The organism is Aquibium sp. A9E412 (genome assembly GCF_030398335.1).
In the GTDB taxonomy this organism is placed as follows: domain Bacteria; phylum Pseudomonadota; class Alphaproteobacteria; order Rhizobiales; family Rhizobiaceae; genus A9E412.
Genome location: NZ_JAOAOP010000017.1, coordinates 41,363 through 62,840 on the forward strand (window position 1 = coordinate 41,363; position 21,478 = coordinate 62,840).

At 71.4% G+C, this 21,478-nt stretch carries 18 protein-coding genes; 6 read left to right on the top strand and 12 right to left on the bottom strand.

All coding sequences use genetic code 11. The annotated features are described in order from the left end of the window. Window positions 1–15: 15 nt before the first annotated feature. From N1F89_RS08885 to N1F89_RS08910, 6 genes are all read right to left on the bottom strand, one after another. Window positions 16–936, bottom strand: coding sequence for an ABC transporter permease (locus N1F89_RS08885; protein WP_290083479.1), 921 nt, complete (start codon window positions 934–936; stop codon window positions 16–18). Beyond that, window positions 923–2,053 carry an ABC transporter permease gene (locus tag N1F89_RS08890; RefSeq protein ID WP_290083481.1) on the bottom strand — a complete coding sequence of 377 codons (1,131 nt, stop codon included), beginning with the start codon at window positions 2,051–2,053 and terminating at the stop codon, window positions 923–925. Before N1F89_RS08890 ends, N1F89_RS08885 begins: the two co-directional genes overlap by 14 nt. 1 nt (window position 2,054) lies before the next feature. Then, entirely contained in the window at window positions 2,055–3,632 is a 1,578-nt protein-coding gene (locus N1F89_RS08895; RefSeq protein WP_290083482.1) for an ABC transporter ATP-binding protein, read from the bottom strand. Window positions 3,633–3,790: 158 nt separating this feature from the next. Beyond that, window positions 3,791–4,762, bottom strand: coding sequence for a quinone oxidoreductase (locus N1F89_RS08900; RefSeq protein ID WP_290083484.1), 972 nt, complete (start codon window positions 4,760–4,762; stop codon window positions 3,791–3,793). Beyond that, complete coding sequence (pcsA, locus tag N1F89_RS08905; protein WP_290083486.1) at window positions 4,759–5,490, bottom strand: phosphatidylcholine synthase; 732 nt, start codon at window positions 5,488–5,490, stop codon at window positions 4,759–4,761. The genes N1F89_RS08900 and pcsA overlap by 4 nt, the downstream gene beginning before the upstream one ends. Continuing rightward, window positions 5,487–5,621: a hypothetical protein gene (locus tag N1F89_RS08910; protein ID WP_290083487.1), complete on the bottom strand. Its 135-nt coding sequence runs from the start codon at window positions 5,619–5,621 to the stop codon at window positions 5,487–5,489. Before N1F89_RS08910 ends, pcsA begins: the two co-directional genes overlap by 4 nt. Before the next feature lie 353 nt (window positions 5,622–5,974). Between N1F89_RS08910 and N1F89_RS08915 the strand changes: the two genes are divergently transcribed. Then, entirely contained in the window at window positions 5,975–7,189 is a 1,215-nt protein-coding gene (locus tag N1F89_RS08915; RefSeq protein WP_290083489.1) for a UbiH/UbiF family hydroxylase, read from the top strand. Here the strand turns inward: N1F89_RS08915 and N1F89_RS08920 are convergent. Continuing rightward, window positions 7,163–8,125 (bottom strand): AEC family transporter, encoded by a 963-nt coding sequence (locus N1F89_RS08920; protein ID WP_290083491.1) that lies wholly within the window; start codon window positions 8,123–8,125, stop codon window positions 7,163–7,165. The two genes, N1F89_RS08915 and N1F89_RS08920, sit on opposite strands and share 27 nt — an antisense overlap. 120 nt (window positions 8,126–8,245) lie before the next feature. On the opposite strand from N1F89_RS08920, the gene hspQ reads away from it, so the two are divergent. Then, window positions 8,246–8,578, top strand: coding sequence for a heat shock protein HspQ (gene hspQ, locus N1F89_RS08925; RefSeq protein WP_290083493.1), 333 nt, complete (start codon window positions 8,246–8,248; stop codon window positions 8,576–8,578). Window positions 8,579–8,728: 150 nt separating this feature from the next. Here hspQ and N1F89_RS08930 read toward each other — a convergent pair whose 3' ends face one another. Further along, a complete protein-coding gene (locus tag N1F89_RS08930; RefSeq protein WP_290083495.1) occupies window positions 8,729–9,361 on the bottom strand; it encodes an invasion associated locus B family protein in 633 nt (210 codons plus the stop codon). Between the two features lie 196 nt (window positions 9,362–9,557). On the opposite strand from N1F89_RS08930, the gene N1F89_RS08935 reads away from it, so the two are divergent. Together N1F89_RS08935 and N1F89_RS08940 are read left to right on the top strand one after the other, a co-directional pair. Then, a complete protein-coding gene (locus tag N1F89_RS08935; protein ID WP_290083497.1) occupies window positions 9,558–11,465 on the top strand; it encodes an extracellular solute-binding protein in 1,908 nt (635 codons plus the stop codon). After that, entirely contained in the window at window positions 11,444–12,127 is a 684-nt protein-coding gene (locus N1F89_RS08940) for a DsbA family oxidoreductase (RefSeq protein WP_290083499.1), read from the top strand. The genes N1F89_RS08935 and N1F89_RS08940 overlap by 22 nt, the downstream gene beginning before the upstream one ends. Before the next feature lie 7 nt (window positions 12,128–12,134). On the opposite strand, the gene mfd is transcribed toward N1F89_RS08940, so the two are convergent. Beyond that, window positions 12,135–15,638, bottom strand: coding sequence for a transcription-repair coupling factor (gene mfd / locus N1F89_RS08945; protein ID WP_290083501.1), 3,504 nt, complete (start codon window positions 15,636–15,638; stop codon window positions 12,135–12,137). Window positions 15,639–15,649: 11 nt separating this feature from the next. Then, window positions 15,650–15,937 carry a succinate dehydrogenase assembly factor 2 gene (locus N1F89_RS08950; protein ID WP_290083502.1) on the bottom strand — a complete coding sequence of 96 codons (288 nt, stop codon included), beginning with the start codon at window positions 15,935–15,937 and terminating at the stop codon, window positions 15,650–15,652. Between the two features lie 214 nt (window positions 15,938–16,151). On the opposite strand from N1F89_RS08950, the gene recG reads away from it, so the two are divergent. Both recG and N1F89_RS08960 read left to right on the top strand, forming a co-directional pair. Further along, on the top strand, window positions 16,152–18,260 hold the full coding sequence (recG, locus tag N1F89_RS08955; RefSeq protein WP_290083504.1) for an ATP-dependent DNA helicase RecG: 2,109 nt from the start codon (window positions 16,152–16,154) through the stop codon (window positions 18,258–18,260). A 63-nt stretch (window positions 18,261–18,323) separates the two neighbouring features. Then, window positions 18,324–19,022: a class I SAM-dependent methyltransferase gene (locus N1F89_RS08960; RefSeq protein WP_290083506.1), complete on the top strand. Its 699-nt coding sequence runs from the start codon at window positions 18,324–18,326 to the stop codon at window positions 19,020–19,022. 22 nt (window positions 19,023–19,044) lie between these two features. On the opposite strand, the gene N1F89_RS08965 is transcribed toward N1F89_RS08960, so the two are convergent. Next, a complete protein-coding gene (locus tag N1F89_RS08965) occupies window positions 19,045–19,719 on the bottom strand; it encodes a DUF502 domain-containing protein (protein WP_290083508.1) in 675 nt (224 codons plus the stop codon). Between the two features lie 111 nt (window positions 19,720–19,830). Continuing rightward, window positions 19,831–21,478 (bottom strand): glutamine--fructose-6-phosphate transaminase (isomerizing) (gene glmS, locus N1F89_RS08970; RefSeq protein ID WP_290083510.1); only part of this gene is annotated, 1,648 nt, incomplete at its 5' end.

Genomic DNA, 21,478 nt, shown 5'->3' on the forward strand with positions numbered 1-21,478 from the left:
GGGTCGTCGATCCGGCTAGCGATCGGGCACGAACGGCCGCCCGAGCGAGGCCGGCGTGTTCACCATCGTCAGGCGTCTGTTGCGCGAGATTAGGACAAGAACGACGATGGTCGCCAGATAGGGAAGCGAAGAAAGAAGCTGCGAGGGAATGCCGAAGCCGAGCGCCTGGGCGTGCAGCTGGCCGATCGTCACCGCGCCGAACAGATAGGCGCCGGCGAAGACCCGCCACGGCCGCCACGAGGCGAACACGACCAGGGCTAGCGCGATCCAGCCGCGCCCGGCCGTCATGTTCTCCACCCATTGCGGCGTATAGACCAGCGACAGGTAGGCGCCGGCCAGCCCCGCACAGGCGCCGCCGAACATGACCGCCAGATAGCGGATCAGGATCACCCGGATGCCGAGCGCATGCGCCGAGCCGTGGTTGTCGCCGACCGAGCGCAGCGTCAGCCCGGCGCGCGTGTAGAACAGGAAGTAGGCGACCGCCGCCGTCAGCGCGATCGACACGTAGAACAGCGGGTCCTGGCCGAACACCAGCTTGCCGACCAGCGGCAGGTCGGACAGCACCGGGATGTCGATCGCCGTCAGCTTGACGCCGGGCCGGCCGACGAAGCCCTCGCCCAGCATGCCCGACAGGCCGAGCCCGAGCAGGGTGAGCGCCAGGCCGGTCGCCACCTGGTTGGTCACCAGCGTCAGCGTCAGGAAGGCGAACAGCAGCGAGAACAGCGCCCCCACCGCGATCGCCGCGAACACGCCGAGCCACGGCGAGCCGGTCGTCAGCGCCACGCCGAAGCCGGTCACCGCGCCCATGATCATCATGCCCTCGACGCCGAGATTGAGCACGCCGGAGCGCTCCGACACCAGTTCGCCGATCGCCGCCAAGAGCAGCGGCGTCGCCGCCGTCGCCACCGTCAGCAGGATCGCCTCAAGCATGCCCATGCGGCACCTCCCCCGCGGGCGCGGCCTGCGCGCGGCCGCCGGCCGCCCTGGCGCGGCCGCTCGTGATGCGGATGCGGTAGTGGATCAGCGTGTCGGAGGCGAGCACGAAGAACAGCAGCATGCCCTGGAAGGCGCGCGCCACCTTGTCCGACACGCCGATCGAGATCTGCGCCGCCTCGCCGCCGAGATAGGACAGCGCCAGCACGAGGCCGGCCGCGACGATGCCGAGCGGGTTCAGCCGGCCGAGAAAGGCGACGATGATGGCGGTGAAGCCGTAGCCCGGCGAGATCGACGGGCGCAGCTGGCCGATCGCCCCCGACACCTCCGAGATGCCGGCCAGGCCGGCCAGCCCGCCGGCCAGCATGAAGGCGAAGAACACCATGCGGCCGTGCGAGAAGCCGGCGAAGCGGCCGGCCCGCGGGCTCTGGCCGATCACCTTGACCTCGAAGCCCTTGAGCGTGCGCGCCATGACGAACCAGACCGCCACCGCCACCACCAGCGCGAAGACGAAGCCCCAGTGGGCGCGCCCCGACGCCGACCAGATCTCCGGCAGCACGGCGTAGTCGTGGAAGTTGCGCGTCTCGGGGAAGTTGTAGCCTTCCGGGTTGCGCCACGGCCCGCGCACCAGCCAGTCGAGGAAGAGCTGCGCGACGTAGACCAGCATCAGGCTCGACAGGATCTCGTTGGTGTTGAAGCGCACCTTGAGCAGCGCCGGTATCGCGCCGTAGGCCGCGCCGCCGGCGATCCCCATGACGAGCATCAGCGGCAGCACGAACCAGAACTGGAAGTCGGGAAAGACGATCGGCAGGATCGAGCCGGCCACCGCGCCGATGATGAACTGGCCCTCGGCGCCGATGTTCCAGTTGTTCGACAGGTAGCAGACCGACAGGCCGACGCCGATCAGGATCAGCGGCGCCGCCTTGACGGCGAGCTCGTGCAGCGACCAGGTCTCGCGCAGCGGGTCGATGAAGTAGTAGTAGAGCGCGTCCACCGGGTTCTTGCCGAGCAGCGAGAACATGATGGCGCCGGCGATCACCGTCAGGCCGAGCGCGATGAACGGCGAGACGGCACTGAACAGCGCCGAGTGCTGCGGCCGCTTGACCAGCTCGATGCGCATCTCAGACGCCCTCCGCCACGCGCTCGCCCGGCGGCGCGCCGGCGTCCGCCCCGCCCATCAGCAGGCCGATCTTCTCGAACGTCGCCTCGCCGATCGGCATCGGCGCCGACAAATGGCCGCCATGCATGACGCTGATGGCGTCCGACACCTCGAACAGCTCGTCGAGGTCCTGGCTGATGACGAGCACCGCCGAGCCCTGCCGCGCCAGGTCGATCAGCGCCTGGCGGATGCGCGCGGCCGCCCCCGCGTCGACGCCCCAGGTCGGCTGGTTGACGACCATCACCGCGGGATCGCGGTCGAGCTCGCGGCCGATCAGGAACTTCTGCAGGTTGCCGCCCGAAAGCGCCGCCGCCTCCGGGTCCTCGCCGCTCTTGCGCACGTCCATGTGCTCGGCGATGCGCCGCGCCGCCCTGGCCACCGCGCCGGCGCGGATCACCCCGCCGGCGCCGAGCAGGCGCGCCGCATCGGTGCTGTAGCGCGACAGGAGCAGGTTCTCCGACAGCGACATCACCGGCACCGCACCGTGGCCGAGCCGCTCCTCCGGCACGAAGGCCGCGCCCAGCCGGCGCCGGCCGGTGATGTCGAGCCGGCCGGCCTCGTGGCCGCAGATGCTGACGACGCCCGGCCCCGTCTGCAGCGCCTCGCCCGACACCGCCTCGAAGAACTCGCCCTGGCCGTTGCCGGCCACCCCGGCGATGCCGACCACCTCGCCGGCATGCACGGTCAGCCAGATGTCGCGCAGCGGGATGGCGAACGGGCTGGCCGGCTCGCGGCTGAGGCCGCAGATCTCGAGCAGCGGCTTGCGCGCGATGTCGGACGGCGGCGCCTCGCGCACCACCGCCTGCACCTCGTTGCCGACCATCATGCGCGCCAGCGAGGCGGCGGTCTCCTCGCGCGGGTCGCAGTGCCCCACCACCTTGCCGTGCCGCAGCACGGTGGCCCGGTCGCACAGCCGCTTCACCTCCTCCAGCCGGTGCGAGATGTAGAGGATCGACTTGCCCTCCGCGCGCAGCCGCTCCAGCGTCTCGAACAGCTTGTCCGCCTCCTGCGGCGTCAGCACCGAGGTCGGCTCGTCGAGGATGATGAGCTCGGGCTCCTGCAGCAGGCAGCGGATGATCTCGATGCGCTGGCGCTCGCCGACCGACAGGTCGCCGACATGGGCGAAGGGGTCGAGCGGCAGGCCGTAGGCCTTGGACAGCTCGCGCGCCCGCCGCGCGACGTCCATGATCGGCGTGTTGTCGTCGAGCGACAGGACGATGTTCTCGGCCGCCGTCAGCGCGTCGAACAGCGAGAAGTGCTGGAACACCATGCCGATGCCGAGCGCGCGCGCCTCCGCCGGGCTGCCGATGGTGACCGGCCGGCCCTTCCAGCGGATCTCGCCGGCCGCCGGCTCCAGCGTGCCGAACAGCATCTTGACCAGCGTCGACTTGCCGGCGCCGTTCTCGCCGAGCAGCGCGTGGATCTCGCCCTTCTCGATCGTCAGGTCGACGGCGTCGCAGGCCTTGAGGCTGCCGAACACCTTGGTCAGCCCGCGCACCTCGAGAAGCCGCCGGTCGCCCGCCTCAAGAGCCGTATCCACAGCGCCCCCCGTTGCTTGCGGCGGATTTTCCGCCGTCGATGGTGCGGGTTTGCCCGCCATTGCCGTTCCCGCGCTCATGGTAGGCGCGCGCCTTCGCCGAGCATAAGCGCGACCGCCCTTGAAAGTGCTTCAAGAATCTCAGCGGGTCGGCCGCCCGGTCAAGGTGTGAGCACGCTCACCCCGCTGGTCCTGCGGCCCTCCAGGTCCTCGTGCGCCCGGCCGGCCTCGGCCAGCTTGTAACGCTGGTTGACGACGATCTCGACCGCGCCGTTCTCGACCACCTCGAACAGCTCGCGCGCCGCCGTCTCCAGTTCGCCGCGCTCGGCGATGTAGGTGAACAGCGTCGGCCGCGTGGCGAACAGCGAGCCCTTGCGCGCCAGGAGCCCGAGCTCGAATGGCGGCACGTTGCCCGACGACTGGCCGAAGCTGACGAACATGCCGAGCGGCCGCAGGCAGTCGAGCGAGCCGGGGAAGGTGTCCTTGCCGACCGAATCATAGACCACGTCGCACAGCCGGCCGCCGGTGATCTCCTTGACCGCCGCCACGAAGTCGGCCTCGCGGTAGTTGATGACGTGGTCGTAGCCATGCGCCTTGGCGAGCGCGATCTTCTCCTCCGACCCCGCCGTGCCGATCACCGTGGCGCCGAGATGCTTCGCCCACTGGCCGACGATCAGCCCGACGCCGCCGGCCGCCGCGTGGCACAGCACGGTCTGGCCCGGCTTCACCGGGAAGGTGCGGCGCACCAGGTACCAGGCCGTCATGCCCTTGAGCATCATGCCGGCGGCCTGCTCGTCGGAGACGCCGTCGGGCACGCTGACCAGCCGGTCGGCCGCGATCACCCGCCGCTCGGCATAGGCGCCGCCCGACACGCAGTAGGCGACGCGGTCGCCGGCCGCCAGGCCGTCGACGCCCTCGCCCGTCTCGACCACGACGCCGGCCGCCTCGCTGCCCGGCACGAACGGCGTCTCGGCCGGGTAGAGGCCGCTGCGGAAGTAGACGTCGATGAAGTTGAGGCCGACGGCCCGGTGCTCGACCAGCACCTCGCCGGGCCCCGGCCGGCCGGGATCGCGCGCCTCCCAGCTCAGCACCTCCGGTCCGCCGGTCTGGTGCACGACGATCGCCTTCGTCATGGTCCGATTCCCCTTTTCCCGAGTTGCGGAAACGCCTGCATCACGGCGCCGATGACATAGAGGTAGAGGCTCGCCGCGGTGATGCCGATCTTGACCGCCAGCCCGACCTGCATCGCCTGCACGAGCGCCACCGCGGCGAAGCCGCACCAGGCAAGGAAGACGGCCAGGTTGACCGTGCGCAGCCGCAGCACGCGCACCGGATGCAGGAAGTTGATCGGCAGGAAGGTCAGCAGCGCCGAGATCAGCACCACCGCGAAGGAGACGTATTCGCCGGGCTGGGTGACGAACAGGGTGAAGACCACCATGTTCCAGACCACCGGAAAGCCCTTGAAGAAGTTCTCCTTCGTCTTGATGCCGGTGTCGGCGTAGTAGATGGCGCTCGTCACCACGATGATCGCCGCCGACAGGAACGACAGCCCCTCGCCCATGAAGCCGCGCTGGTAGAGCGCGAAGGCGGGGATCAGCACGTAGGTCACGTAGTCGATGATGTTGTCGAGCATGTCGCCCGACCAGGTCGGCAGGACGTCCTTGACCTCGAGCTTGCGGGCGATCGGCCCGTCGATGCCGTCGACGAACAGCGCCAGGCCGAGCCACCAGAACATCGCCGTCCAGCGCTCCTCGCTGGCCGCCACCAGCGACAGGAAGGCGAGGAAGGAGCCGGACGCGGTCAGCAGATGGACGGAGAACGCCTTGGCCTGCGGCGCCGTCACCTTGCGGCGGCGGCTCATGGCCCGCGCCGATCGCGCTTGCCGGTCGCCGCCGGCGGCTGGCGGCCGGTGGCGGCGACGCAGGGGCGGACCGGCATGCCGTTGCCCGACAAGACCAGCTCTCCCCCGAGCGTCCAGCTCTGCGCGGCCATCGTCATCCCCTTGCGAGAACAGGCCCTTTGCGAAACCGGACCCTTCGCGAAATCAGGCCGACCTTAATCGCAGCGCCGCGGCCCGCACAAGCGCGAACCCGCCGGCGGTCCGCGGCGGCGGCCGGTTCGCCACAACCTTCTGCGCCGCGCCCGCAAGGCCGGCCGCGACGCGCCCGGCGCACGCGGCGCAGCCGCCGTGGAGGCTGAAACCGTCGCACGACCGGATCGTTCCGCCCCGGCGGGCGTTTCGCCACGTTGAAGCCGCCGGCACGGCTGACCTATATCGCGGGGGCGGGCCTGTGCGCGATCCCGCCCCGCCGAAGCGCGCCCCGGCAAGAAAGGACCGTTTGCCCGTGTCCCAGACCAGCCAGTCCCCGATCCTCGTCGCCGGCAGCGGACCGGCCGGTCTCGTCGCCGCCCTGGCGCTCGCCGCCGACGGCTGGCCGGTCACGCTGGTCGGCCCGCGTGCCGCGCCCGACGACGGCCGCACCACGGCGCTGATGCGCCCGGCGCTCGACGTCCTCGAGGCGTTCGGCGTGGTGGCGCGGCTCGGCGGCGCGGCCGCGCCGCTCGAGGCGATGCGCATCGTCGACGCCACCGGCCGGCTGCTGCGCGGCCCCACCGTCACCTTCCACGCCCGCGAGATCGGCGAGGACCTGTTCGGCCTCAACATCCCCAACCGGGCGCTGGCCGAGGCGCTGCGCGCGGCCGTCGCCGAGGCGCCGCTGATCGAATGGCGCGACACCACGGTCGCCGCGTGGCGGCCCGAAGCCGGCCACGTCGCGGCGCTGCTGGCCGACGGCGACACGGTCGAGGCGCAGCTCGCCGTCGCCGCCGACGGGCGCGCCTCGCCGGCGCGCCGCGCCGCCGGCATCGAGTGCCGCACGCGCAGCTATCCGCAGGCCGCCCTGGTGCTCAACTTCGCCCACACGCGCGAGCACGGCGGCGTGTCGACCGAGTTCCACACCGCGACCGGTCCGTGCACCCAGGTGCCGCTGCCCGGCCTGCGCTCCAGCCTGGTGTGGGTCGTCGAGCCGGAGATGGCCGAGACGCTGCGCCTGCTCGACGACGACGCCCTGTCGCTGCGCGTCGAGCAGCGGCTCGATTCGATCCTCGGCAAGGTGACGGTCGAGGGGCCGCGCCAGATCTACCCGCTGTCGGCCGTCACCCCCGAGCGCGTCGCCGCGCGCCGCATCGCCCTCGTCGGCGAGGCGGCGCACGTCTTCCCGCCGATCGGCGCGCAGGGGCTCAATCTCGGCATCCGCGACGTCGAGGACCTGGTCGGCATCGCCGCGCGCCACCGCGACGACCCCGGCGCGGCCGGCGCGCTCGACGCCTACGACCGGCGGCGCCGGCCCGACATCCTGGCGCGCAGCACGGCGGTCAACCTGCTCAACATGTCGCTTCTGTCGAACCTGCTGCCGGCGCAGCTCGTGCGCGGCGCCGGGCTGTCGCTGCTCGGCCGCGTGGCGCCGCTGCGCGGCTTCGTCATGCGCGAGGGCATGCGCCCCGGCAGCGGCCTGTCCGCCCTGCTGCCGCGCTCACGGGAACAGGTCGGGCGGCAATAGCCCGCTGGTGATCAGGTAGAGCAGGCCGGTCACGGTGCCGACCGACAGCACGGTGGTCACCAGGATGCTGGCCGAGGCGCGCTGCACCCACACGCCGTATTGCTGGCCGATGACGAACACGTTGGTCGCCGTCGGCAGGCCGGCCAGAAGCACCGCGGAATAGACCCACACGGGGTCGAAATTGCCGACTAGGCTGAGCATCACGTAGCACAGCGCCGGGTGCACCACGAGCTTGAGCGCCGAGATGACGGCGATCTCGCTCGGCACGCGCTGCAGCGGCCGCAGCGCCAGCGTCACCCCCATGGCGAACAGCGCGCACGGCGCGGCCGCGCTCGACAGGTAGACGAGCAGCCGCTCGACCGGCAGCGGCGGCCGGAAGGAGAACGCCGCGGCCGCCACGCCGACCGCGGTGGCGATGATGAAGGGGTGCAGCACGATCTTGCGCACGACGCCGGCCGCCAGCGCCAGCGGGCCGCCCTTCTCGCCGCCGGCCAGCGCCATCATCATCGGCGTGATGGCGAAGTGCATGATGTTCTCGAAGCAGAAGATCAGCGCCACCGGCACCGCCGCCTCCTCGCCGAAGGCGAGCAGCGCCAGGCCCGGCCCCATGTAGCCGATGTTGCCGTAGGCCGCGGCCAGGCCCTTCACCGTGCTTTCGGCGATCTCGCCGCCGCTGCGCAGCGCCGAGACGACGAACATCAGCGCGAACACGATGTAGGTGGCGAACACCGAGCCGAAGATGTAGCCCCATTCGGTCAGCTTCTCGATCGGCGTCTTGGCGAGGAGCTGGAAGAACAGCGCCGGCAGCGCGACATAGATGATGAAGGTGTTCATCCAGCCGAGCGCCGAAAGCGGCTGGCGCGTGATGCGCGCCACCGCGTAGCCGATGAAGATCAGCCCGAAAAACGGCAGAACGAGCCCGGTGATGTCCCCCATGGCGGCCTTCGGCAGCGTCGCGCGGTTTGCCGCTAGCCCGCGGCGGCCGGGCCGTCAAGCCGCACGCCGCCATTGAATTGCCGGCTTGTGTGCGCCAAATAGGCGGTCGGGACAGTGGGTATGCGTGACGTGAAGACAGCGAAGTTCAGGATCGGCGAGGTGGTGCGGCACAGGCTGTTCCCGTTCCGCGGCGTCATCTTCGACGTCGACCCGGAGTTCGCCAACACCGAGGAATGGTATCAGGCGATCCCCGCCGAGGTGCGCCCGCGCAAGGACCAGCCCTTCTATCACCTGCTCGCCGAGAACGAGGAGACGGAGTACATCGCCTACGTCTCGGAGCAGAACCTGCTGGCCGACGAGTCCGGCGAGCCGGTGCGCCACCCGCAGATCGCCGAGCTGTTCGACAAGACCTCCGAAGGCACCTACCGGCCGAAGGACATCCAGCGCCACTGAGCGCGCGCGCCGCAGCGTCTGCGGCGAACCGGAGACCGCCTCACCCTCCGCAATACCGCGTTAAGGCAGGACGTTGGCGCCGCCCCGCGCACACAGCAAAACGGGGCCGCGCGGGCCCCGTCTGACGTCCTGTCGATCGCCGGCTGCCGGCTACTCGGCCTGCTTGGCCTTCTCCTGCTCTTCCTTGAGCTTGCGGGCGAAGTCCTCGTTGTTCTTGTTGACGAACTCCTGCAGCTTCTTCTGCCGGTCCTCGATATCGGCCTGCTGCAGCGGCTCGCCGTCATAGGCGGCGGTGAAGCCCTGCAGCGTCACCTTGATCGGGTTCGGCTGGTTCTGGAAGTTCACCGAGGTGAGCGTCAGCTCGGAGCCGCGCTTGAAGGAGCCGACGAGCTGGTCCGACAGCGGCGCCTCGGCGATGCAGCGGTCGGGCAGGCAGATCACGTAGTCGATCTTCTGCGTCGCACCGTTGTCGACCTGCAGGCCGATGCCGGGCGGCAGCATGCGGCCGGACGGCACGGTGATCTGGAAGACCTGCCGGTTCACCTTGCCCTTGACCTCGATCAGGCTGAGCCCGGTGAGCAGCTGGCCGCTGTCGGCGACCATGATGTTCTGGACGTTGCAGATGTCGACGTCTTCCTGCTTGGTGCAGGCCTTGAACCAGCCGCGCGGCACCTGCTGTTGCTGCTGCTGCGCGAACGCCGCGCCGACGCCCGCCGCCAGCAGACCGGCCGCCGCCGCAGCGGCGAGGCTCTTGCGAGTCGCTGTTGCCAAAAAGCTCGTCATGTCGCTGGTTTCCTCTCGAATCCGTGCAGTCCCGCCAGGGGCATCTCGTTGGTCGCTACCTGTTGGCCAAATGAGGCAACAGGATGACTGCGTGCCGCCTGTTACAATGCGACGCGCGTCGAATCCAGACCGGCAGACCACAATCCTGCCGCCTTGGCGCATTGTTTTCGGCTGCCGTCGCCGCCATTGTGCGGCCATGAGGAGTCGCCCGTCCATGTTTCGTTCCGCCGCCGGCCGCATCCTGCCGAGCCTGGCGCTCGGCCTCGCCGCAACGCTCGCCCCGGCCGCCGCCGCCGAGCCCGCGGCCGAGGCCGGCGCGCCGCGGCCCGCCCACGCCGTCGCCATGCACGGCAAGCCCGACCTGCCGCCCGGCTACGGCCATTTCGGCTATGCCAACCCCGACGCGCCGAAGGGCGGCCAGGTCACCTATTGCGTCGTCGGCAGCTTCGACAACCTCAACCCCTTCATCATCAAGAGCCTGCGCACCACGGCGCGCGGCATGATCGACGTCATCTTCGGCAATCTCGTCTTCGAGCCGCTGATGACGCGCAACGCCGACGAGCCGTTCACCGTCTACGGCCTGCTCGCCGAATCGGTCGAGATGGACGCGGCGCGCAGCTATGCCGAGTTCCACCTCGACCCGGACGCGCGCTGGTCGGACGGTCGGCCGGTGCGGCCCGAGGACGTCATCTTCACCTACCAGGTGTTCGCCGAGAAGGGCCGGCCGCCCTACTCCGCCCGCATGGACCGGATCGCCAGGCTGGAGAAGACCGGCCCGCACAGCGTGCGCTTCACCTTCAACGAGCGCGCCGACCGCGAATTCCCGCTGATCGTGGCGCTGACGCCGATCGTGCCCGAGCACGCCTTCGACCGCGAGACCTTCGACCGCACGACGCTGAAGCCGCTCACCGGCAGCGGTCCCTACACCGTCGCCGCGGTCGAGCCGGGCGAGCGCATCGTCTACGAGCGCAATCCCGACTACTGGGGCCGCGACGTGCCGGCCAAGCGCGGCTTCGACAATTACGACCGCATCACCATCGAGTATTTCCTCAACGCCAACGCCAAGTACGAGGCCTTCAAGAAGGGCATCTGCTCGATCCACGCCGAGACCGACCCGGTCAAGCGCGAGCGCGGCTTCGACTTTCCCGCCGTGGCCGCCGGCGACGTGGTGACGGAGACCTTCGAGAGCGGCGTGCCGCCGGCCGTGCGCGGCTTCCTGTTCAACACCAGACGGGCCAAGTTCGCCGACCGCCGGGTGCGCGAGGCACTGGCCATGCTGTACGATTTTTCCTGGGTGAATCAGAACATTTACGGCGGGGAGTTCGAGCGCACGCTCAGCTTCTGGCAGGGCTCGGAGCTGTCCGCGCTCGGGCGCCCGGCCGGTCCCATCGAGCGCGATCTCCTGGCGCCCTACGCCGACCGCGTCGACCCGGCGGTGATGGACGGCACCTACGGCGCCGGGGAGACCAGCCCGCGCGACCGCGCGGTGCTGCGCGCCGCGATGAAGACGCTGACGGAGGCCGGCTTCCGGCTCGACGGCACGACGCTGCGCGACCCGCAGGGCGCGCCCTTCGGCTTCGAGATCCTCACCGCCTCGGCCACCGAGGAGCGGCTTGCCGGCGTCTACCGGCGCACGCTCGAACGCCTCGGCATCGCCGTCACCATCCGCACCCTCGACGACAGCCAGATGCAGCAGCGCAAGCAGCGCTACGATTTCGAGGTGCTGATCGCGCAGATCGGCTTTTCCGGCTCGCTGTCGCCGGGCATCGAGCAGCGCGCGCGCTGGGGCTCGGCGGCCGCCGCAGTGGAGGGCTCGTTCAACCTGGCCGGCGTCGCCGATCCGGCCGTCGACGCGATGATCGACGCCATGCTCAACGCGCCGGACGAGGAGCACTACGTGGCTGCCGTGCGCGCGCTCGATCGCCTGCTGATCTCCGGCCACTACATGGTGCCCATGCAGCACAACACCGACGAGTGGCTGGCCTACTGGTCCGTGCTCGACCACCCAGAGGTGACGCCGCTCTACGGCTACCAGCTTCCCACCTGGTGGCACAAACAGGCCTGCAACGGGGGTGAAAGCCCATGTCCGAACCCGTCACAGTGAATGTCGACGTCGTCTCCGACGTCATGTGCCCGTGGTGCTACATCGGCCAGAAGCGGCTCGACCGGGCGCTTGCGGCGCTGCCGCAGGACGTCGCGGTCGAGGTCCGCTGGCGACCCTTCCAGCTCGACCCGACGCTGCCGCCCGAAGGCAAGGACCGCGCCGCCTATCTCGCCGAGAAGTTCGGCGACGGCGAGCGCGCCGGGCGGATCTACGAGACGGTGCGCGAGGCCGGCCGCAAGGAGGCGATCGCCTTCGACTTCGACGCCATCGCGGTGGCGCCCAACACGCTCGACGCGCACCGCGTGCTGCGCTGGGCGGCGAGTGCGGGCCCCGGCGTGCAGGACCGCCTGGCGCGCCGCCTGTTCGCGCTCTACTTCGAGGAAGGCGCCCATATCGGCGACCACACCGTGCTCGTCGCGGCGGCGCGCGAGGCCGGCATGGACGCCGCGCTGGTCGAGACGCTGCTCGCCACCGAGGCCGACCGCGACGCGGTGCGCCAGGAGATCGCCACCGCCGCCGGCATGGGCATCAACGGCGTGCCCTGCTTCCTGATCGACGGGCGCTACGCGGTGATGGGCGCGCAGGAGGCCGAGGTGCTCGCCGACGCCATCGGCAAGGTCGCCGCCGCCCGGCGCGACGGCCACCCGTCGGCCGCCGGCTGACGGCGCCTCAGGCCGCCGCCTTCTCGGCCAGCCGCACGAGCTGCGTCATGATGACGGCCGCGCCGCCGAGCCGCTTGTCGGCGCTCGGCCAGTCGCGGATGAACACCACGCCCTGGTCGGGCCGGATCTTGGCCAGCGACCCCTGCTCGCCGATGAAGCGCACCAGGGCGGCCGGATCGGCGAAGTTCTGGTTGCGGAAATGCACCACCGCGCCCTTCGGCCCGGCGTCGAGCTTCTCGACGTTGGCGCGCCGGCACAGCGCCTTGATGAAGACGATCTTCAACAGGTGCTCGACCTCCTGCGGCAGCGGCCCGAAACGGTCGATCAGCTCGGCGCCGAAGGCGTCGATGTCCTCCGGCGTGTCGAGCTCGGACAGCCGGCGGTAGAGGCCGAGCCGCAGCTGCAGGTCGGGCACGTAGCTTTCCGGGATCATCACCGCCGTGCCGACGGTGATCTGCGGCGACCAGCTCTGCTCGGCCGCCTCGCCGCTGCCGCGCAGCTCCGCCACCGCCTCCTCCAGCATCTGCTGGTAGAGCTCGAAGCCGACCTCGCGGATGTGGCCCGACTGCTCCTCGCCGAGCAGGTTGCCGGCGCCGCGGATGTCGAGGTCGTGACTGGCGAGCTGGAAGCCGGCGCCCAGCGTGTCGAGCGACTGCAGCACCTTGAGCCGGCGCTCGGCCGTCGCCGTCAGCGTCCGGTTGGCCGGCAGCGTGAACAGCGCGTAGGCCCTGAGCTTCGAGCGCCCGACGCGGCCGCGAAGCTGGTAGAGCTGGGCCAGGCCCAGCATGTCGGCGCGGTGCACGATCAGCGTGTTGGCGGTCGGGATGTCGAGGCCCGATTCGACGATCGTCGTCGACAGAAGCACGTCGTACTGGCCGTCGTAGAAGGCGTTCATGATGTCGTCGAGCTCGCCCGGCGGCAGCTGGCCGTGCGCCCGCGCCACCTTGAGCTCGGGCACCTGCTCGGCGAGGAAGCCGCCGACCTCGTCGAGATCGGAGATGCGCGGCACGACGTAGAAGCTCTGGCCGCCGCGATAGCGCTCGCGCAGCAGCGTCTCGCGGATGACCAGCGGGTCGAACGGCGAGATGAAGGTGCGCACCGCCATGCGGTCGACCGGCGGCGTGGCGATCAGCGACAGCTCGCGCACCCCCGTCAGCGCGAGCTGCAGCGTGCGCGGGATCGGCGTCGCCGACAGCGTCAGCACGTGCACCTCGGACTTCAGCTCCTTGAGCCGCTCCTTGTGCTTGACGCCGAAATGCTGCTCCTCGTCGATGATCAGCAGGCCGAGATTCTTGAACGACACCGAGGCGCCGAGCAGCGCGTGCGTGCCGACCACGATGTCGACCGTGCCGTCGGCGATGCCGCGCTTGGTCTCGGCCAGCTCCTTCGAGCCGACCAGCCGCGAGGCCTGGCGCACCTTGAGCGGCAGCCCGGCGAAGCGCTCGCGGAAGGTCTTGAAGTGCTGCCGGGCGAGCAGCGTCGTCGGCACGACGACGGCCACCTGCACGCCCTCCATCGCCGCCACGAAGGCCGCCCGCAGCGCCACCTCGGTCTTGCCGAAGCCGACGTCGCCGCACACCAGCCGGTCCATCGGCCGGCCGGCGCCGAGATCCTCGATCACCGCCTCGATGGCGGCCTGCTGGTCGTCGGTCTCGTCATAGGGGAAGCGCGCGGCGAACTCGCCATAGACCCCGTCCTGCGGCGTCAGGGCCGGCGCCGGGCGCATCTGCCGCTCGGCCGCCAGCCGGATGAGCTGGCCGGCCATCTCCAGGAGCCGCTTCTTCAGCTTCGCCTTGCGCGACTGCCAGGCGACCCCGCCGAGCTTGTCGAGCACCGCCTCCGACGCCTCCGAGCCGTAGCGCGACAGAAGCTCGATGTTCTCGACCGGCAGGAACAGCCGGTCGTCGCCGGCATAGCGCAGCTCCAGGCAGTCGTGCGGCGCGCCGGCCGCCTCGATGGTGCGCAGCCCGACGAAGCGGCCGATGCCGTGGTCGGCATGCACCACGATGTCGCCGGCCGACAGCGCCGACACCTCGGCGATGAAGTCGGCCGCCCGCTTGCGCCGCTTGGAGCGCCGCACCAGCCGGTCGCCGAGGATGTCCTGCTCGGCGACGACGGTCAGCCGCGCCGTCTCGAAGCCGGCCTCGAGCGGCAGCACCGCCAGGCCCGCCCGCCCGTCCGGCAGCGCCTCGAGCGCCGCGAGGCTCGCCACCGGCTCGGCCTCGGCCAGGCCGTGCTCGGCGAGGATCTGGCCGAGCCGGTCGAGCGAGCCCTCGCTCCAGCCGGCGACCAGCACCCGCCGGCCGTCCCTGCGGCGCTCGGCGAGATGCCGCACCACGTGGTCGAACACGTTGGCGCCGGGGTCGGCGCGCTCCTCCGCGAAGCTGCGCCCGGCATGCGCGCCGGCATGGCGCAGCCGCGTGCCCGGCGTCTCCGGCGTCTCGAAGCCGGAGAAATGCACGACGCGGCGCTGCGCCGCCGCGCCGGCGACCGCGTCGGGATCGAGATAGAGCAGCTCCGGCGCCACCGGCTTGTAGGGCTGCGCCTCGCCGACCGCGCTGTCGCCCTGGCGCCGGCGCGCCTCGTAGTGGTCGAGAATCAGCACGTGCCGCTCGCCCAGCGCCTCCTGCGCCAGATGGTCGAACACCACCGGCGCGTCCGGCAGATAGTCGAACACCGTCTCCAGCCGGTCGTAGAAGAACGGCAGCCAGTGCTCCATGCCGGCGAAGCGCCGGCCCTCGCTGATCGCCGTGTAGAGCCCGTCGCTCGGCGCTGGCGCGCCGAACGCCTCGATGTAGCGGCGCCGGAAGCGCGAGATCGCGTCGGGCGTCAGCGCCACCTCGCTCATCGGCTGCAGCACCAGCGCGTCGCGCTGGCCGGTGGTGCGCTGGCTGGCCACGTCGAAGGCGCGCACCGATTCCAGCGTGTCGCCGAAGAAGTCGAGCCGGATCGCCTCCTCCGCGCCCGGTACGAACAGGTCGAGGATGCCGCCGCGCACCGCGTAGCTGCCGACGTCGCGCACGGTCGGCACGCGCTCGAAGCCGTTGGTCTCCAACCGCGCGATCAGCGCCGCCATGTCGATCCGGTTGCCCGGCTTGGCGATAAAGCTCTGCGCGGCGATGCTGTCGGCCGGCGGCATGCGCTGCAGCAGCGCGTTGGCGCTGACCAGCACGACGGCGCGGTGCGGCGCGGCGCCGAGCGCGGCCATCGCCGCCAGCGCGTCGAGCCGGCGCGCCGCCGCGTCGGCGCCCGGCGACACCCGGTCGTAGGGCAGGCAGTCCCAGGCCGGCAGCTCCAGGACCGGCAGGCCGGGCGCGACGAAGCCGAGGATCTCGGCGATCGCCGGCAGCTTCTGGCCGTCGCGCGCCACGAAGACGAGCGGCCCGTCCGGCGCCATCTCGGCCGCCGCGGCGGCCAGCGCGAAGGCCTCGTAGCCGTCGGCCACGCCGTCGACGGTGACGGCGCCGGGAGCGCTCGAACGGCCGAGGCCGAGGGGATCGATCAGGGTCATCGCGTCGCGCGTCAGGCCCGTGGCAGGGCGCCGCCGCTCCTTATTCGTTCCAGTACGGGGGTGTCGTGCGCGGCCGGCGGCGCCGCGCGGCCGGTCAGCCAGGCCATCAGCTCGCCGTCCGGCACGTCAAGCAGCGCCTCATAGGCGGCCAGCTCGCTTGCGGTCAAGCGGTCGATCCAGGCATCGGCGAAGCGGCCGAGAATCAGGTCCATCTCGCGCGTGCCGCGATGCCACGAGCGAAACAGCGCCCGCCGCCGGCGGGGGTCGAGGTCGGCGCTGCTGCGCGTGGTTCCGGTCATCGCATCCTGTCCCGAATCCGTGCCGCGCCCGGCGCCCCGGCGGGCGGCCGGCGCGTCAGGGCTGCACGCCGCGCATATAGCCCGCCGCCGGCGCGCTGTCAGCCTTGCGCGCCGCATTCCGCGTCGCGCACGGCCGGCGGCAAACGCGTGGAAACGACGGATAACGGCCGATCGGCGATTCCGTGCGCGGGCGAACGGCTCTAAGGTGCCGCCGATGCGGCCCGCCCTTCTCGATCCCCTGTTCGCACCTGTCACCGCGCTCGACGGCGTCGGGCCGCGGCTTGCCGCGCTGATGGCCAATGTCGCGCCGGGCGACGTCGACGGCGCGACGATGCGCATCCGCGACCTGCTGTTCGTGCTGCCGCACACGCTGATCGACCGGCGCGAGCGGCCGGGCATCGCCGAGGCGGCCGATGGCGCCGTCGTCACGCTGACGCTGCGCGTCGACCGCCACCAGCCGGCGCCGCGCGGCCGCGGCAACGTGCCCTACCGCGTCTTCGCCCATGACGAGACCGGCGAGATCGCCCTCACCTTCTTCCACGCCAAGGGCGCCTGGCTGGAGCGCGCCCTGCCGGTCGGCGAGACGGTGCTGGTCAGCGGCCGCATGCAGTGGTTCAACGGCCGCCCGTCGATGGTCCATCCCGACCACATCGTGCCGGCGGTCGAAGCCGACGCGCTGCCGCCGGTCGAGCCGGTCTACCCGCTGACCGCCGGCCTGTCGCCGAAACCGCTGCGCAAGGCCGTTCTGCAGGCGCTCGAGCGGCTGCCGGCGATGCCCGAATGGCTCGATGCCGCGCTGCTGCGCGCGCGCGGCCTGCCGGGCTTCGCCGCCGCCCTCGACACGCTGCACCGGCCGCGCGCGCCCGACGACCTGTCGCCCGAAGGCCCGGCCTGGCGGCGCCTCGCCCTCGACGAGCTCCTCGCCGGCCAGCTCTCGCTCGCCCTGGTGCGCGCGCGCATGCGGCGCCTGGCCGGCCGCGCGCTGACCGGCGACGGCCGTCTGGTCGCCGCGCTGCGCGCCGCCCTCGCCTACCGCCTGACCGGCGCCCAGGAACGCGCGACGGCCGAGATCGCCGCCGATCTCGCCAGCCCCGAGCGCATGCTGCGGCTTTTGCAGGGCGACGTCGGCTCCGGCAAGACGGTGGTCGCGCTGCTCGCCATGGCGCGCGCGGCAGAGGCCGGCGCCCAGGCCGTGGTGATGGCGCCGACGGAGATCCTGGCGCGCCAGCACCACGCCACCATCGCGCCGCTGGCCGAGCGCGCCGGTCTCGAGACCGTCGTCCTGACCGGCCGCGAGAAGGGCCGCGAGCGCGCCGCCGTGCTCGCCGCGCTGGCCTCCGGCGCGGCGCATTTCGCGATCGGCACCCATGCCCTGTTCCAGGACGACGTGCGCTTCCGCGATCTCGGCCTGATCGTCGTCGACGAGCAGCACCGCTTCGGCGTGCACCAGCGTCTGGCGCTGTCGGCCAAGGGCCGCGCGCCCGACATGCTGGTGATGACCGCGACGCCCATTCCGCGCACCCTGGTGCTGTCGGCGTTCGGCGACATGGACGTCTCGCGCCTCGACGAGAAGCCGGCCGGCCGGCGGCCGGTCCACACCGTCACGCTGCCGGTCGAGCGGCTGGAGGAGCTGGTCGCGCGCATCGGCCGCGCCCTCGACGAGGGCCAGAAGGTCTACTGGATCTGCCCGCTGGTCGAGGAATCGGCCGAGGTGCGCGTGACCTCGGCCGAGGACCGCTTCGCCGCGCTGCAGGCGCGCTTCGGCGCGCAGGTCGGCCTGGTGCACGGCCGCATGGCGGCGCGCGAGAAGGATGCGGCGATGGCCGCCTTCAAGGCCGGCGACACCCGCATCCTGGTCGGCACCACGGTCGTCGAGGTCGGCGTCGACGTGCCGGACGCCACCATCATCGTGATCGAGCATGCCGAGCGCTTCGGCCTCGCCCAGCTTCACCAGCTGCGCGGCCGCGTCGGCCGCGGCGAGCGGCCATCGTCCTGCGTGCTGCTCTACAAGCCGCCGCTCGGCGAGGTGGCGCGGCGCCGGCTCGAGGTGCTGCGCGAGAGCGACGACGGCTTCCGCATCGCCGAGGAGGACCTCAGGCTGCGCGGCGAGGGCGAGCTGCTCGGCACCCGCCAGTCGGGCACGCCGGGCTTCTGGATCGCCCGGCTCGACGCGCATGGCGACCTTTTGGAGGTCGCCCGCGACGACGCCCGCCTGATCCTGGCGCGCGACCCGCAGCTCGAGAGCGCGCGCGGCGAGGCGCTGCGCCTGCTGCTCTACCTGTTCGGCCGCGACGCCGCGATCCAGCTCCTGCGCGCCGGCTGAGCGCCGGCTTGACTCCGTCCCCCGGCCGTTTCCAGATGGCGGCGGGGAACATGGGGGGCAGCTTTGCAAACGAAGGTCTACAAGCCCGTCGTCGCGCGGCTTGTCGCCGAGCAGGCGCCGGCGCGCGTGCTCGATCTGCCGTCGGGCAATGGCTGGCTCGCCTCCGTTCTGGCGGACGCGCCGCCCGGCGGCATCGACGGCATCGATCTCTACGAGGACAAGCCGCCCGGCTACGCGCGCTTCTGGCAGGCCGATCTCGACCGTCCGCTGCCGGCGCCGTCCGACAGCTACGATGCGGTGGTGAGCTGCGAGGGGATCGAGCATCTCGGCAACCCGCTGCTCTTCCTCGGCGAATGCTGCCGGGTCCTGGTTCCGGGCGGGCGCCTGATCATCACCACGCCGAACGTGTGGAACCCCGCCTCGAAGCTCAAATACGCCCTGCGCGGCTTCTTTCCCGGTTTTCCGAGCCTGGCCGGCCGCATCGCGCCGGGCACCCACATGCACCTGACGCCGTTCTCCTATCCCGCGCTCTACCTGTTCGCCACGCTGGCCGGGTTCGAGGCGGTGCGGCTCGTCGCCACCGGCGAGCGCGTGCCGCGCCGTGCCTACGAGCGGCCGCTCGGCTGGCCGCAGAAGCGCTATTGCCGCCGCCGGCAGGCCGCCGCCGTGACGCCCGAGCAGGCGGCCTACTGGCGCGACGCCGGCTGCGACCAGTCGGTCTACGGCCGCGCCCTCGTCGTCACCGCCAGGAAGCCCGGCTGAGGCCGCGGCGCGCCGCGCACGCTCACTCGCTGCGCGCCAGCGCGCGTTCGGCCAGCGCCTCCTCGGCGAGCGCCTGGGTGCGCGCCTCGTATTCCGGCGAGACCAGCCCGGCGGAGATCACCAGCTTGGCGCCCTCCTCGACGGTCATGTCGAGCTCGACGATGTGCGCCTTGGGCACGAACAGCAGGAAGCCGGAGGTCGGGTTCGGCGTCGTCGGCAGGAACACCGCCACCGTGTGGCCGACGTCGTCGTCGAGGCGGTGCTGCACCTCGCCCTCCGTGTCGGTGGCGATGAAGACCAGCGCCCACAGCCCCTTGCGCGGGTATTCGATGAGCCCGACCTTCTTGAAGGTGTCGGCGCGCTGCGACAGCACCGTCTCGAGGATCTGCTTGAGCCCGCGATAGATGTTGCGCACGAAGGGCATGCGGCCGAGCAGGTACTCGCCGTAGGAGACCACCGTGCGGCCGATGAAGTTGGCCGTCAGGAAGCCGACCAGGGTGATCAGCACCATGGCCACGATCAGCCCGAAGCCGGGCACCGCGAAGGGCAGATAGGTGTCGGGATTGTAGCGCGCGGGAATGTAGGGCTTGACCCACGAATCGACCCAGCCGACGAACGACCATGCCAGATAGGCGGTGATCGCCAGCGGCGCCGTGACGATGAATCCGGTCAGGAAGTAGTTGCGCAGGCGGGTCATGACCGGTCAGGCCTCGATGTCTCCGCGGCGTGACCACACGACCGCACGACAACAGACATAAGCAAGTCGTGTGACGATTTGAATAGGCCTGCCGGCGCGCGGCGCGGCGGCCTACTCCACCGTCACCGATTTGGCCAGGTTGCGCGGCTGGTCGACGTCGGTGCCCATCAGCACCGCCGTGTGGTAGGCGAGAAGCTGGACGGGCAGCGCGTAGACGATCGGCGCCACGAACTCCGGCATGTCCGGCAGCACGATCGTTTCCATGGTGCGCACCGAGGCGCGCCGCGCCCCCTCGGCGTCGGTGATCAGGATGATGCGCCCGCCGCGCGCGGCCACCTCCTGCATGTTCGACACGGTCTTGTCGAAGATGCGGTCGTGCGGCGCGATGACGATCACCGGCATCGCCTCGTCGATCAGCGCGATCGGCCCGTGCTTGAGCTCGCCGGCGGCGTAACCCTCGGCATGGATGTAGGAGATTTCCTTGAGCTTGAGCGCGCCTTCCAGCGCCAGCGGGTAGCTCGTGTCGCGGCCGAGATAGAGCACGTGGCGCACCTGGGCGAGCTCCTGGGCGACCGTCTGGATCTGCGGCGTCAGCCGCAGCACCTGGCTGGCCAGCCGCGGGATCTCCGACAGGCTGCGCACCAGGCCGCGCACGCCTTCGGCGTCGAGCGTGCCGCGCGCCTCGGCCGCGCGCACGGCGAGCGCGGCGAGCACGGCGAGCTGGCAGGTGAAGGCCTTGGTCGAGGCGACGCCGATCTCCGGCCCGGCGAGTGTCGGGAAGATGCCGTCGCTCTCGCGCGCGATCGTCGACTGGCGCACGTTGACGATCGCGCCGATCGGCACGCCGGCCGCCCGGCAGTAGCGCAGCGAGGCGAGCGTGTCGGCCGTCTCGCCCGACTGCGAGACGAACAGCGCCGCGCTGTCGCCGGCCAGCGGCATCTCGCGGTAGCGGAACTCCGAGGCGATGTCGATGTCGACCGGCAGCCGGGCGTAGCGCTCGAACCAGTACTTGCCGATCAGCCCGGCGAGATAGGCCGTGCCGCAGGCCGCCACCGAGAGCCGCGACAGCCGGGCGAAGTCGAACGGGCTGTCGAACGCGGCGACCCGGCCGTGCGCCAGGTCGAGATAGTTGGCCAGCGTGTGGGCGATCACCTCCGGCTGCTCGTGGATCTCCTTGTCCATGAAGTGGCGGTGGTTGCCCTTGTCGACCAGCAGGCTGGTGCCGATCGACTGCTGCCGGCGGCGCTCCACCACGCGGCCTTCCATGTCGTAGATCGTCATGCCGGAGCGACGCACCACCACCCAGTCGCCGTCCTCCAGATAGGTGATGGAATCGGTGAACGGCGCCAGCGCGATGGCGTCGGAGCCGAGATACATCTCGCCCTCGCCGTGGCCGACGGCGAGCGGCGGTCCGTTGCGGGCGCCGACGATCAGGTCCTCGTCGCCGCGAAACAGGATGGCGAGCGCGAAGGCGCCCTCCAGCCGCTTGAGCGCGGCGAAGGCGGCCTCCTGCGGCGTCGCGCCGCCGGCCAGCGCGCGCGAGACGAGATGCGCGACGATCTCCGTGTCGGTCTCGGAGGCGAACACCCGGCCCTCCGCCTCCAGCTCGGCGCGCAGTTCGGCGAAGTTCTCGATGATGCCGTTGTGGACGATCGCCACGTCGTCGGAGAAGTGCGGATGGGCGTTGGTCTCGTTCGGCGCGCCGTGCGTGGCCCAGCGCGTGTGGCCGATGCCGATGTGGCCGGCCAGCGGCTCGCCG